The following is an 11,726-nucleotide window of genomic DNA, read 5'->3' on the forward strand; positions in this document are numbered from 1 at the left end:
TGCACCGCAGAGGTGTCGGGCGGCGCTGCGATATGTTCGTTAACAGGGCAAGTTGTTAAGAGTTATCCGAGCGGTAACAAGCGACCCGAGTACTGCAACGAGGGGAAGTTCACGTGTCTGAGCATCCAACCCCGGGCTCCGGAACGCCTCGAAGCCCCGAAGACCATCCGACAACGGAGCTGCCGCCTCAGCCCCACGCGGGTGAGCCGGACCCCAAGACCAGCGCGGCCGAGACGAAGGCCTTTGCGGGGTTCCGCACGGAGCGCCGCTTCAGCGAGAACCAAACGGTGGGCGGGATGGCCCCGGAAACCCGCGTCGAGCCGCGGGCCTGGGCGGCCACCCCGGCCAAAGGACTTCCCCGGGTGGTCGATTCGCCCTCCTACGGCGGCTATCAGCCGGGGCAGGCCGGGCGGGCACCTGAGACGACGGGCAACACCGCGTTTCGCCAAGGGGCCACACCTACGCACCACCCGCCGTCGCCGTATCCGGAACTGTCCACCAGCACGCTGTTACGGCAGGTCAAGCCGCCGCCATCGGAAGGCTGGCGGCGGTGGCTCTACGTTTTGTCGGGCCAGTTGATCAACGTCGGGGAAAGCCCGCGGGTCAATCGCTACAACGACCTGATCGTCCAGGTCAACCGGCCGTTGCGGGGCTGCTACCGCATCGCGATGCTGTCGTTGAAGGGCGGCGTCGGCAAAACGACGATCACTGCCACGTTGGGCGCCACCTTCGCGTCGATTCGTGGCGACCGGGTGGTGGCCGTGGACGCCAACCCCGACCGCGGCACGCTGAGCCAGAAGGTGCCGCTGGAGACGCCGGCCACCGTCCGGCACCTGCTGCGCGACGCCGAGGGCATCCAGCGCTACAGCGATGTCCGCAGCTACACCTCCCAGGGTCCCAGCAGGCTGGAAGTCTTGGCGTCGGAAAGCGATCCGGCCATGTCGGAGGCGTTCAGCGCCGACGACTACACCCAGACGCTGGAGATCCTGGAGCGGTATTACGGCCTGGTGCTCACCGACTGCGGGACCGGGCTTTTGCACTCGGCGATGTCGGCGGTGCTGTCCAAGGCCGACACGCTGATCGTGGTCAGCTCCGGATCGATCGACGGGGCGCGGAGCGCCTCGGCGACGCTGGACTGGCTCGATGCGCACGGACACGAGGATTTGGTGCGCGGGGCTATCGCCGTCATCAACGCGGTCCGGCCCCGCTCCGGCAAGGTCGACATGCAGAAGGTCGTCGACCACTTTTCCCGGCGATGCCGCGCGGTGCGCTTAGTGCCGTTCGACCCGCATCTGGAGGAGGGCGCCGAGATCAGCCTGGAGCGCCTGAAGCGGGAAACCCGCGAGGCGTTGATCGAGCTGGCAGCTGTTGTCGCCGACGGATTCCCCAACGACGAGCGACGGAATACCGCCTTTATTTAGGCGCTTGATCTAACGCGGGTTGTTATCGCCGTGGCTTAACCGCCACAGGAATTCCGGATCATCGTCGGGTCCGATGACGCGCGTCTTCGGCCGGTTCACCTGCGAACGCGCAGCCCGCCAGCCGATGTAGATCAGCGTCCCCAAAACCAGGACGAGGAGCAGGTAGAGCACTCAACACCTCCTTGGACCGAATATACCCGCGCCGTAGGCTCGAGCTGTGGCAGAAGGTCGAAGCTCCGCGGGCCGCGCTGTCGTCGACATCGTGCTGTACTCGGCGGCAAGGCTGATTCTGGTCCTCGTCCTCGCGGCGGGCATCTACGGGATGGCGCGACTGCTCGGCGTGCACGACTTCCCGGTGGTCATCGCGGTGCTATTCGCGCTGGTGATCGCCATGCCGCTGGGCATCTGGCTGTTCAGCCCGCTGCGTCGACGGGCCACCGCCGGGCTGGAGGCGGCCACCGAGCGCCGTCGCCGCGACCGCGACCAGCTGCGGGCCCGGCTACGCGGCGAAGATCCATCCGGCGACGACTGAGTTCCCCTTCGTTGACTCTGCGGTGACCAGGCACGCTACTCGCACTTCTGCGCGGTAGACGCAGAGTCAAACGGCGACAGTCAATGCCACCGCGACGGCGATCGACCAGATCAGCATCGCCAGTCCGGTATCCCGCAGCACCGGAATCAGCTCGGCGCCCACCCGGCCCGATCGCACCGGCGCCACCGCCCGCAGCGCCACCGGCGTGGCGATCATGCCCAGCAGACACCACGGGGTGGCTGCCGCCAGCACCAGCGTCAGCGCCGCCGCGAGCGCCAGCAACAGCTGGTAGAGCGCCCGGGTGCGGACTGCGCCGAGCCGCACCGCCAGCGTGATCTTGCCGGACTGCGCGTCGGTCGGGATGTCCCGCAGGTTGTTGGCCACCAGCACCGCCGACGACAGCGCGCCCGTGGCCACCGCCAGCGTCAATCCCACCCAGTCCACCCGCAGCGCCTGGGTGTACTGAGTGCCCAACACCGCGATCAGTCCGAAGAACACGAACACCGCTGCTTCGCCAAAACCCGCGTAGCCGTAGGGTTTCGAGCCGCCGGTGTACAGCCAGGCGCCGGCGATGCAGGCAAGTCCGACCGCGACCAGCCATAGCGCGCTCGCAAAAGCCAGCACCAGCCCGGCGATTGCGCCGACGGTCAGGCTCACCACGGCCACCCCCAGCACCGACCGCGGCGTTGCGAGCCGCGACCCCACCAGTCGCACCGGGCCGGCCCGGTCGTCGTCGGTGCCGCGAATGCCGTCGGAGTAGTCGTTGGCGAAGTTGACCCCGATAACAAAAGCGCAGGCAACCAATAACGCCAGCAGCGCCTTCCACCACACCGCGGCGTGTAACCACGCCGCAGCCCCAGTGCCCGCGATGACGGGGGCGACCGCGTTGGGAAGCGTGCGCGGTCTAGCACCGGCGATCCACTGCGTAAGGCTGGCCACCGCCTGATCCTTACACGGCCATGTCGGAGAATGAGCGCATGTTCGGAGTGATCGGCGGCAGCGGCTTCTATACGTTCTTCGGATCCGACGCGCGCCGCGTCAACCTCGACACCCCGTTCGGTGAGCCCAGCGCCCCGGTCACGGTCGGCATGGTCGGCGAGCACGAGGTCGCTTTCCTGCCTCGTCACGGGGCCAATCACGAGTATTCGGCGCACACCGTGCCGTATCGGGCCAACATGTGGGCGCTGCGCGCGCTGGGTGTGCGACGAGTCTTTGCGCCGTGTGCGGTCGGAAGCCTGACCGCTGACCTCGAGCCCGGCTCGGTGGTGGTGCCCGATCAATTGGTGGACCGCACCCGCGGTCGCGCCGACACGTACTTCGAGTCCGGCGGGGCACACGTGGCGTTCGCCGACCCGTACTGTCCGGCGCTGCGCACCGCGGTCACTGGGCTGCCCGGCGTGGTCGACGGCGGCACCATGGTAGTGATTCAAGGACCGCGGTTTTCCACTCGCGCGGAAAGCCAGTGGTTCGCCGGCGCCGGGTTCACTCTGATCAACATGACCGGCTATCCGGAGGCTGTGCTCGCTCGTGAGCTCGAAATATGCTATGCAGCAATCGCTTTGGTGACTGATCTGGATGCCGGCATCGAGGTGGGCGGGGGAGTGACGGCTATCGACGTGTTCAGTGAGTTCGAGAAGAACATCGAGCCGTTCAAGAATCTGGTCTATGAGGCAATCGGTCAGGTCGCCGGCGAGCGCACCTGCACGCAGTGCCTGTCGCCGAGCGGCGTCGAGCTGCCATTCGACCTGCCGTAAGAGTCCGCTAGGTCGTGTCGTCGGATGCCCGAAAGATCTTGGGTCCTTTGGCGGGTGGTGAGTCGTCGCGGTAGATCCGCGGCGCTTCATCGACGGCAACCGGCCGGGCAGTGGTGAGTGGCTGTCGTTGTCGCAGTCGACCGGTGCCGATAGCCACGGCGAGGATGCACAGGGCCAGCCCGCATAGCACGACGTCGAACGTGCTGGTGATCTGTTGTGCGAGATTGCTGCCATAAACCGGGTTTGCGTCGACTGGACCGGCCAGCCGGGGAGCCAGTGCCACGCCTATCACGATCCGAGAAACCGTGAGCACGACCAGAACTCCGCATAGTGACGCGATCACGGCCACCGGCAGGGCGCGGTTAGCCAAGTTGAGATAGAGCCACACCGCAAGCACCGCGGTGACCAGATCGAACGCCGCCATCGCCGCGCTATCGTAGGGCGAGTAGGGCAGGTTCAACACGACGGACACAACGATGTCGGTGAGCCGCATCAACACCGAGCCGATGCACCATACGATGATCAGCACCAAGCCTTTTCGCGCCGTCCGCCGCCAAATACTCTGCGCGATCTGCTGATCGCTCAGGATGCGCAGCAACGTCAGCGGTGCGACCATCGCCGCGGCCGCCGCCCACGCCAGATAGCCCTCGAACCCGACTCCGGCGGTCGAGGTGTTTTGTGCAATACCGTGAAACCCGTCGATGTCGCGACCGATCGGCAGGCTCCACACGATCAGCCCGGCAACCAGCGTCGATGCTCCCAGGGCAACCACTTCCAGCCGAGAATCCGTGCTGCGCTGCAGAATCCATCGAGATGCCACCACGACAGCGATCAACGCCACGATGCCATACACGATGGCCGTCGCGATGATTGCGAGGTTCTGTTTGCCAAAACTCGACGAACCCGTGGGCAGCGCGGCTTTGATCCGCCAGAACAGGTTGAATACCACGCTCAGCAGAGCCAGGACTATCGATGCGTAGCCGACCAGCGGCGCGGAACGCAGCCACCCCCGCAGCCTGTCGTCGTCGACGGTGCCGGTGATCGGCGGTCGCGCGCTCAACACTGCGCCGGCGACGCCAAGCCATGCCCCCGGCCCCACACCGCCCGGCACCGTCGCGCTCCCGCCGTGTCGCACGGTCTGGACCACGTCGAAAACCACAAAGCCCAGCACCAGCAGCAGGTACGGGACGTTGAGGGCGACCCGCACCGCAGGACCGATGCGTCGGCCGCCGGCGATAGCTGCCAGCGAAAGGACCGTGCACGCGATCAGCAGCGCAAAGACTGCGCCACGGCTAGCGGGGACGGTGAGGCCGAAATACAGGTTCCACGGGAACACCAGCGCAAGGAGCAACAGCACGGCGGCGGCTACCTCGCAGCTGATGTTCCACCGGCGGATCGACTTACGGCTCACCAGCGATCGCGGTGGTTGCTCAGCCGGTATGCGCGCAATCCTTGGTCCGCCGACGTGACGGGCAGCAGGCGTGTCGTCGCGGCCGTTGCTCACGGAACCGACAGTACTTCGAAGCGCGTTAGATGGTGTGGCCAGCTAACGGCGGAGCCGCAGGTCTTGGAGCATCCCCGGTCAGATGTCGCAGGGATGGCATACCCTGGCTAACTCGGCGGGAGTGCAACCTGGGCTTCGATCGTTGAACCTATGTCGGCTGAACGGTTGATGCTGCAGTGTCAGGAGAGGAGACCCGCGATGGACGTAGCTCTAGGCGTCGCGGTGGACGGTCCGGTTGCCCGCCTGACGCTCGTCGGCGCGGGGGCCGATCGCGATGTGGTGATCGACGAGTCGGTGGTCAATGTGGGAGCGGACCCCATCGACAAGCTGGCCGAGACGGTGGTCGGCACGCATCGGCTACTGGCAGCAGAAGACCATCGGCTGATCGGGACTCGGGTGTGGTGGTCGGATCAGGCTCAAGCCGGTGAATTGCGCCAGGCGCTCGACGATTCCGGCGTCGAGAATGTGACGTTATTGCCCGAGGCCGAGGCGGAAACGTCGCTGATCGCGTCGTCTGGTGCCGCTGCCGGTGACGAGGTGCGAGCCACCGCGTCGTGGGCGTCAGAGGCGTCGGACAATCCTGCCTTTGCAACGGCGCGGGCCGCTGCCGTGGCCGCGGGCTCGGCGACGACGACCCAAGCGGCCCTACCAGCGCAAGACTCGACGATGCTGGCACCGGCAGCCGCGATGGCCGATGCGGCCACACCCACCGACGCGACGGCGATCAACGAGCCTGCGGCGGAGATGACGGATTCCGGTCCGCAGCTGGCCTACTCGATGACCGACGACGACTCCGAGTTGCTGTCGATGGACTACGCCGGAGACGACGACGAATACGACGACTACGACTACGACCAAACCGAAGCGATGGGCGTCGCAGCGCCAGTCGGCCGTGCCTTGCTGATCGGCAGCTCCGTCGGCGGGATCTTGGTCGCGGGGTGCGCTGCGCTGGCCGTCGCGGTGACGATCGGTGTCCGCCCAACTGCGGCCAATCCGGCGCAGCCGCACGTGCAACCGCAGCAGCAGCAACAGAAACCGGTGCCGGGAAACTTCATGCCGGTGTTGCCGGCGCCTAACCCGCCGAGGCCGCAAGTGCAGCCGCCGGCAGTCAGTCCCGGCGGGTCCCCGCAGGGCGTCTCGAATCCTGCGCCGGCTCCGGCGGCGCCGCCCGTGCCGGTTGCGCCTCCTGCCGTCGACCAAGCGCCTCCTGCCGCCCCGCCGGCACCCGGGTTCAACCCCGTTCCCATCCCGATACCGATTCCACTTCCCATTCATGTGCCGCAAGGACCGATTGGCATTGGCGGCAACCAAGGCGGCGGCACACAAAATGGCGGCGGTGAGAACGGTGGCGGTCGGGACGGCGGCGGTCAGGTCGGCGGGAGCCAAAGCGGCGGTAGCCAGGATGGCGGCGGTCAAAATGGCGGCAGCCAAAGCGGCGGCGGTCAAAACGGTGGCAGCCAAAGCGGTGGCAGCCAAAGCGGTGGCGGTCAGAACGGCGGCAGCCAAAACGGGGGTAGTCAGAACGGCGGGAGCCAAAACGGCGGTCAAAGCGGCGGCAGCCAGAACGGCGGCAGCGGGACTGGCGGCAACGAAAGCGGTAGCGGCGGTACGGGATCGGGCAGCGCCGGCTCTGGTAGCGGCGAGAGCGACTCAGGCAGCACCGGATCTGGCGGCGCAGGATCGGGCAACACCGGATCTGGCGGCGCAGGGTCAGGCAACACCGGGTCCGGCTCAGGTAGCGCTGGCGGCGGAAGCGGTTCGGGCAGTACCGGTGGCGGAAGCGGGTCTTCCGGCTCCGGCTCGGGTAGCGCCGGCGGCGGAAGCGGCTCGGGCAGCGCGGGTGGCGGAAGTGGTTCCGGCAGCACCGGCGGGGGCGGGTCTTCCGGCGGTGGTTCGGGTAGTACCGGTGGGGGTGGCTTCGGGTCCGGTGGCGGAAGCGGTTCCGGGAGTATCGGTGGCGGAAGCGGGTCTTCCGGCGGGTCCGGCTCAGGCAGCAGCTCTGGTGGCAGCGGCGGCGGGTTCGGATCGGGCGGTTCCGGCGGCTTCGGCTCTGGCGGCGGCTTTGGCTCCGGCGGCGGGTTTGGCTCTGGTGGCAGTAGCTCGGGGGGCTTTGGCTCTGGTGGAGGCTTCGGATCGGGTGGTTCCGGATCGAGCAGCAGCGGTTCCGGTAGCGCAAGCACCGGTGGCTGACCCCACTCCCGCACCCAAAATTTTGGTGCTCTGACACCCTCTAGGGTCGCGATACGATACTTTCGCCAACCGAATATGACTCGGTCCGGGCGCCAAAGTCGGCCAAAGTATTGGGGCTCTCATGGGTGAGTTGAAGGTAGATCCAGCCGCGGTGCACGCGTCGGGCGTCGAGTTGCACCAGGTAGCGCAGGCCTTGCACTCCGAACTATCCGCAGCCGACGAGCAGATCGCCGCATCGCACGCCGGCTGGGTCGGCCAGTCCGCCCAAGCGCTGGCGGCAAAAGCCGCTGAATGGCGCGAGGAGACCCAAACCCACCACAGCAACCTCACCACACACGGTCACAACTTTGTACAAACCGCACGCGCCTACCGCGGTGTGGACGACGAGGCTGCCGACCAGGTAGAGGACGCCGGATCGGCCATCGGCGCCGCAGCGGCCGACCCGCGCTAATCCCATGAGCTTGTCGATCGCCGACATCGATCGGTGGGACTCGGATGCGATCAACGCGGTCAGTCAGGCAAGCACAAACCGTGCCCAATCGACTACACAGGCAAGCGGCGCACTGGGCGGATTATCCGCATTCGATTCCTGGAAAGGTCCGGCGTCCACGGCGGCGCTGGCACGGACGCAGCTGCACGCCACCGGACTCGACACTCACGGCCAGGATGCCTCTGGAATCGCGAATGCCACCCGAGTTGCCGCCAATGAGGTCAACCAGATCAAGACCGAGCTGAGTTCACTTCGATCCAGCGCCGCCAGTTGGGGAATTCGGATCGATCCAGAGACCAGTAGGGCGATTCCGCCGCCCAATCTCGACTCGCTGAGCGACGAGACCAAGCGGCTCGTGCAGACCATGACGAAGAGCACGCAGGCCACGATCGATAGTTTGCGGACCGCCGCCGACCACGCCGACGGGCTGCTGGCCAACGCGGTCAAGAACAGCAAGCATGAGGTGAAGATCAAAGTCGGGTCGACGGAGTGGGACAACCCTGACTATCAAAAGAAGCCGAAGCCGAAGGACTTCGGCGATCCCAAAGAGAAGAAGAAGCCGAAGGCAGAGGTGACGGTCGCCGAGGCTAAGACCAGAAAAGTTGGGGCTGTCGTCGACAAGGATCTTCTCAAAGGAGAGCACAAATTCGGCGAAAACGGACCAACCGTGAAGGGCAACGTCAGCATGGACGCCTTCACCGCCCAGGCGGGCGCGAACGCCAAAGTTACCTCCAATGGTATCTCGGCCGGTGCCAACGCAAACGCAACTCTAGTCGGAGCGGAGGCAAAAGGTTCGGCTGACTTGGGCATTGCCCACGGTGACGTCAGCGGACGGGCTGCTGTCGAGGCCAACGCCAAGGCCAACGCGTCCGTCGGCGAAGACGGAGTGAACGCCGGTGCTGAGGCATTCGTCGGTGGACGCCTCACCGGCGACGCCAATGTCGATGTGGGTGGCGTGGGCGTTGGGGCTCACGGTGAGCTGCAGGCCGGGATCGGCGTATCGGCCGACATCGACGCCGGCATCAAAGACGGAAAGCTGAAAATCGGCGGCTCGGTCGGTGCCTGTCTGGGCGTCGGTGGTAAGGGTTCGTTCAACGTCGAGATCGATCCGGGTAAGGTCACCAACACCATTAAGGACGGTGTCAAAAACGTCGGCAAGTGGTTCGGGTTTTAAGGGGTGACGTGGCAAGCCAGGGTTTCGAACTGACGGGATCCGTTCCAGATGGCTGGATTTCGGTCGAACCGAGCGTGGTGAACGAAGACGCCGCCTCCATCGTGCTGGTGAGAAAGGCGGATCTCGACAAGCCGTTCACGACCAACATCACCGTCGCCGAGCAGGCGATCAACGCCGGCGACGATTTGTCGCTGTTGGCTGCCGGCTATCGGCAGAGCCTGGAAGGCCAAGCGGAGGGCATAGCTGTCCTGCGAGAAGGTCTGATTTCCGATGCACCGCCGCGCCAATACGCCCAGGAGCTTCGATTCACCGTCAACCTCGGCGGGCGCGACGTGGATATCATGCAGTCTCAGTTCCTGTTCGAGGTTCCCACCGAGGAACCGACGGTACTTCTGCTGCTGCAGCTGTTGTACAGCGCGCCGGTCGATGTCTATGACATCGCGAAATCCGCGGTGGTGGAATTCATGGACTCGATCAGTGCCGAAGTCGCCGGTACCGCGGCCGCTGCTCGGGAGCAGGCGCCGCGGGATTCGAATCAGCCTGGCGAGGTGTCGAAGGAGCAGCTTGAAATTCGGGTGAAGCAGCTTCTTGAGCAGTTCGTCGAAAAGAAGGCAGATGGGTTGGTGTGTAACGGCGGCCTGCCTGCACAGGTCGGTGCGATCCAGCGGTGCGCATTGACCGTCGGTGAGGACAAGCTCGGTGTCACCGTCAGGGTCGTAGACGTCGATGGCGGCGATGTCAAGTTCGACATCCAGGTCGATGAGCGGCCGATGGTGTGATGCTTAGCCGCCGACGAGAACCCACGAGATCAGATAGGAACAGTTGAGCATGACACCAATGAATTCGTATCGGCGACGGGCTATCGCGGCCGCGATGCTGACCGCAGCGACCCTTGTGGGCGCATGCTCCACACACGCGGAAATCCATAAAACACCGGCGCTGTCGAAGGACAAGTTGGCTGCCACCGTCAAGCAGAAAGAAGAGGCGCATGCGGGGGCGAAGGCCGATTCAGTTGTTTGCAATGGCGACCTTCCAGCCAAGGTGGGCGCGACACAGCGGTGCGTGCTCACGGTAGGCGACAGCAAATTGGGCGTGACTGTGACGACTACCGCCGTCGAGGGTGACGACATCAAATTTGATATGCAGAATGACGAAAAACCCATGAATTGAGTTGTGTCAGATGGAATGTCGGATTCTCGGAGATGCGGGGGCGGTTCTGACCCCGCATCATGATTGACTAATCCGCATGGGATTTCGCGATCGTATCCGCGGCATCACCAGGCCCGATCCTGATGTCTTGGCCGTCGACCCGGAAGAGCTACGGCTGCGGTTGATGGGGTTGAACCGCCCCACATCTCCCTGGCAGGTGCGGGACGGTACTCTAGAGAAGGTTGACTTGGTGGCGGAGTGGAAGACCAGCGACCCTTACTGGAAGGACATCTTCACCGAAGTCGGGCTCAATGAAACGTTTACCACCCATCTACGCTTTCGCCTCGGCGCACACCAGGTTCGATCGAGGGATCGGTGTTATGGCTGGTTCTCCACGACAGATAGCGATGGCTTCACTGACTCCGGCTACACCTGGAAAACTGGCCAGTTGCATGAGAAGGCCGAGGGCAAGGTGAACGGCCAGCTTTTCCGGTTCGACACCAAGGATTTCAAGAACACGTTGAAGGAGACGATCATCGGCGCGGGCTGGATCTACCGCGCAATCGTCATACGGCGGCTTTGATGATTGTCACCCGTCGGTCAGGTGGTCGAGCAGTTCGTCGATTCGCTTCTGATCGGCCACCATTGACGCCGATGCGGCATCGGTGGCGTTACGAAGCGCTTCGTTGAGACGCTGCTCGACGGTCTCTGCGCCCAACCGCAGCAGGCCATCGTGGATGACGACGCCGGTTAACTGACGATGCCCGTTGAGGGTGACCTCAACTGTCTCGGAGTCGTCGGCGGCTATGAATGTCGCATCGTTCATCTTGTGTAACTGGTCGTCCATGATCGACACCAACCGCCGCGCATCCGTCAGCGGTGCGGCTACTTCTGGATGGATGTCGCCCGTCATGTCGTGTCAGAGTAGCTGCTGGCCCGCAAGCGCGGCGCCTAGTTGTATGAGGCCATGAGGTTGGTGACGCCTGCAGTGACCCGGGAGGCCGGTGGCTGCCCTCTAGCTGCGCTGTGCGGCCGGTGGTAGTTGTAGTGGATGTTCCATATGCCGAGGGCGGCAACTCGCTCTTGCTCTGATGTCCACGGACGTGCGTAGAGGAACTCTTCGACGAGAATTTTGTTGTAGCGCTCCACTTTTCCGTTATGGCGTGGGGTGTAGGGTCTGATTCTTTGGGGGCGCGCTCCGAGCATGGCTCGGGCGAATGCATCGGTTCGGTTGCATGCTCCGTTGTCGGTGACTATCTGCCCGATTCGGGCGATGCCATGAGCGGCGAACCACGCTCGGGCGCGGTGCATGAATCCGATTGCTGTAGCCGCTTTCTCGTCCGTGAGGGCTTCGGTGTAAGCAGGCCGGGAGTAACTGTCGGCGGCGGAGTGCAGGTACACATATCCGCCGCGTTCGCCATTGGTATTGCGTCGGGCGACGGTGCGGGCGTGGTCGCTGCCGCATCCCGGCTGCAACATGTGCGATTGGGCGGTGCTGGCATCGTTGGACGA

13 protein-coding genes and 1 pseudogene are annotated in these 11,726 nt (G+C 64.8%); 9 read left to right on the forward strand and 5 right to left on the reverse strand.

Going from position 1 to position 11,726, the window contains the following annotated elements; translation table 11 throughout:
- Positions 1 to 113 precede the first annotated feature (113 nt).
- Positions 114 to 1,421, forward strand: coding sequence for a MinD/ParA family ATP-binding protein (locus AC5Y5W_RS08080; RefSeq protein ID WP_500011244.1), 1,308 nt, complete (start codon positions 114 to 116; stop codon positions 1,419 to 1,421).
- A gap of 9 nt (positions 1,422 to 1,430) precedes the next feature.
- On the opposite strand, the gene AC5Y5W_RS08085 is transcribed toward AC5Y5W_RS08080, so the two are convergent.
- Positions 1,431 to 1,592 carry a hypothetical protein gene (locus tag AC5Y5W_RS08085; RefSeq protein ID WP_139797963.1) on the reverse strand — a complete coding sequence of 54 codons (162 nt, stop codon included), beginning with the start codon at positions 1,590 to 1,592 and terminating at the stop codon, positions 1,431 to 1,433.
- 46 nt (positions 1,593 to 1,638) lie between these two features.
- Here AC5Y5W_RS08085 and AC5Y5W_RS08090 point away from each other — a divergent pair, with 46 nt between their 5' ends.
- A complete protein-coding gene (locus AC5Y5W_RS08090; protein WP_500011242.1) occupies positions 1,639 to 1,953 on the forward strand; it encodes a DUF4229 domain-containing protein in 315 nt (104 codons plus the stop codon).
- A 66-nt stretch (positions 1,954 to 2,019) separates the two neighbouring features.
- Here the strand turns inward: AC5Y5W_RS08090 and AC5Y5W_RS08095 are convergent, their stop codons facing one another.
- On the reverse strand, positions 2,020 to 2,892 hold the full coding sequence (locus tag AC5Y5W_RS08095; protein WP_500011240.1) for a 1,4-dihydroxy-2-naphthoate polyprenyltransferase: 873 nt from the start codon (positions 2,890 to 2,892) through the stop codon (positions 2,020 to 2,022).
- 38 nt (positions 2,893 to 2,930) lie between these two features.
- Between AC5Y5W_RS08095 and AC5Y5W_RS08100 the strand changes: the two genes are divergently transcribed.
- A complete protein-coding gene (locus tag AC5Y5W_RS08100) occupies positions 2,931 to 3,707 on the forward strand; it encodes an S-methyl-5'-thioadenosine phosphorylase (protein WP_500011238.1) in 777 nt (258 codons plus the stop codon).
- A gap of 7 nt (positions 3,708 to 3,714) precedes the next feature.
- On the opposite strand, the gene AC5Y5W_RS08105 is transcribed toward AC5Y5W_RS08100, so the two are convergent.
- A complete protein-coding gene (locus AC5Y5W_RS08105) occupies positions 3,715 to 5,118 on the reverse strand; it encodes a DUF7937 domain-containing protein (protein ID WP_500011487.1) in 1,404 nt (467 codons plus the stop codon).
- 291 nt (positions 5,119 to 5,409) lie between these two features.
- Here AC5Y5W_RS08105 and AC5Y5W_RS08110 point away from each other — a divergent pair, with 291 nt between their 5' ends.
- From AC5Y5W_RS08110 to AC5Y5W_RS08135, 6 genes are all read left to right on the forward strand, one after another.
- Positions 5,410 to 7,401, forward strand: coding sequence for a DUF7159 family protein (locus AC5Y5W_RS08110; protein WP_500011236.1), 1,992 nt, complete (start codon positions 5,410 to 5,412; stop codon positions 7,399 to 7,401).
- A gap of 121 nt (positions 7,402 to 7,522) precedes the next feature.
- Complete coding sequence (locus AC5Y5W_RS08115; RefSeq protein WP_500010007.1) at positions 7,523 to 7,852, forward strand: WXG100 family type VII secretion target; 330 nt, start codon at positions 7,523 to 7,525, stop codon at positions 7,850 to 7,852.
- Between the two features lie 4 nt (positions 7,853 to 7,856).
- Positions 7,857 to 9,065: an Rv0964c family protein gene (locus AC5Y5W_RS08120; protein WP_500010006.1), complete on the forward strand. Its 1,209-nt coding sequence runs from the start codon at positions 7,857 to 7,859 to the stop codon at positions 9,063 to 9,065.
- A gap of 8 nt (positions 9,066 to 9,073) precedes the next feature.
- Positions 9,074 to 9,844, forward strand: a complete 771-nt coding sequence (locus AC5Y5W_RS08125; RefSeq protein ID WP_500010005.1) for a DUF4333 domain-containing protein — start codon at positions 9,074 to 9,076, stop codon at positions 9,842 to 9,844.
- A 49-nt stretch (positions 9,845 to 9,893) separates the two neighbouring features.
- The gene (locus AC5Y5W_RS08130) at positions 9,894 to 10,235 is read left to right on the forward strand and encodes a DUF4333 domain-containing protein (protein ID WP_500010004.1); all 342 of its coding nucleotides are present in this window, start codon (positions 9,894 to 9,896) and stop codon (positions 10,233 to 10,235) included.
- Between the two features lie 76 nt (positions 10,236 to 10,311).
- Positions 10,312 to 10,797 carry a hypothetical protein gene (locus AC5Y5W_RS08135; protein WP_500010003.1) on the forward strand — a complete coding sequence of 162 codons (486 nt, stop codon included), beginning with the start codon at positions 10,312 to 10,314 and terminating at the stop codon, positions 10,795 to 10,797.
- A 6-nt stretch (positions 10,798 to 10,803) separates the two neighbouring features.
- Here AC5Y5W_RS08135 and AC5Y5W_RS08140 read toward each other — a convergent pair whose 3' ends face one another.
- Together AC5Y5W_RS08140 and AC5Y5W_RS08145 are read right to left on the reverse strand one after the other, a co-directional pair.
- Positions 10,804 to 11,127 carry a YbaB/EbfC family nucleoid-associated protein gene (locus AC5Y5W_RS08140; RefSeq protein WP_500010002.1) on the reverse strand — a complete coding sequence of 108 codons (324 nt, stop codon included), beginning with the start codon at positions 11,125 to 11,127 and terminating at the stop codon, positions 10,804 to 10,806.
- A 38-nt stretch (positions 11,128 to 11,165) separates the two neighbouring features.
- Positions 11,166 to 11,681 (reverse strand): annotated as a pseudogene (locus tag AC5Y5W_RS08145) (integrase core domain-containing protein); the annotation flags it as partial.
- Between the last annotated feature and the right edge of the window lie 45 nt (positions 11,682 to 11,726).

The organism is Mycobacterium sp. NGS51, from assembly GCF_059812525.1.

Bases quoted from the DNA above. Each gene is read 5' to 3' on its own strand.
- AC5Y5W_RS08100 (WP_500011238.1), top strand. From the start codon at position 2,931: ATGTTCGGAGTGATCGGCGGCAGCGGCTTCTATACGTTCTTCGGATCC.
- AC5Y5W_RS08110 (WP_500011236.1), top strand. From the start codon at position 5,410: ATGGACGTAGCTCTAGGCGTCGCGGTGGACGGTCCGGTTGCCCGCCTG.
- AC5Y5W_RS08115 (WP_500010007.1), top strand. From the start codon at position 7,523: ATGGGTGAGTTGAAGGTAGATCCAGCCGCGGTGCACGCGTCGGGCGTC.
- AC5Y5W_RS08120 (WP_500010006.1), top strand. From the start codon at position 7,857: ATGAGCTTGTCGATCGCCGACATCGATCGGTGGGACTCGGATGCGATC.
- AC5Y5W_RS08130 (WP_500010004.1), top strand. From the start codon at position 9,894: ATGACACCAATGAATTCGTATCGGCGACGGGCTATCGCGGCCGCGATG.
- AC5Y5W_RS08135 (WP_500010003.1), top strand. From the start codon at position 10,312: ATGGGATTTCGCGATCGTATCCGCGGCATCACCAGGCCCGATCCTGAT.
- AC5Y5W_RS08140 (WP_500010002.1), bottom strand. From the start codon at position 11,127: ATGACGGGCGACATCCATCCAGAAGTAGCCGCACCGCTGACGGATGCG.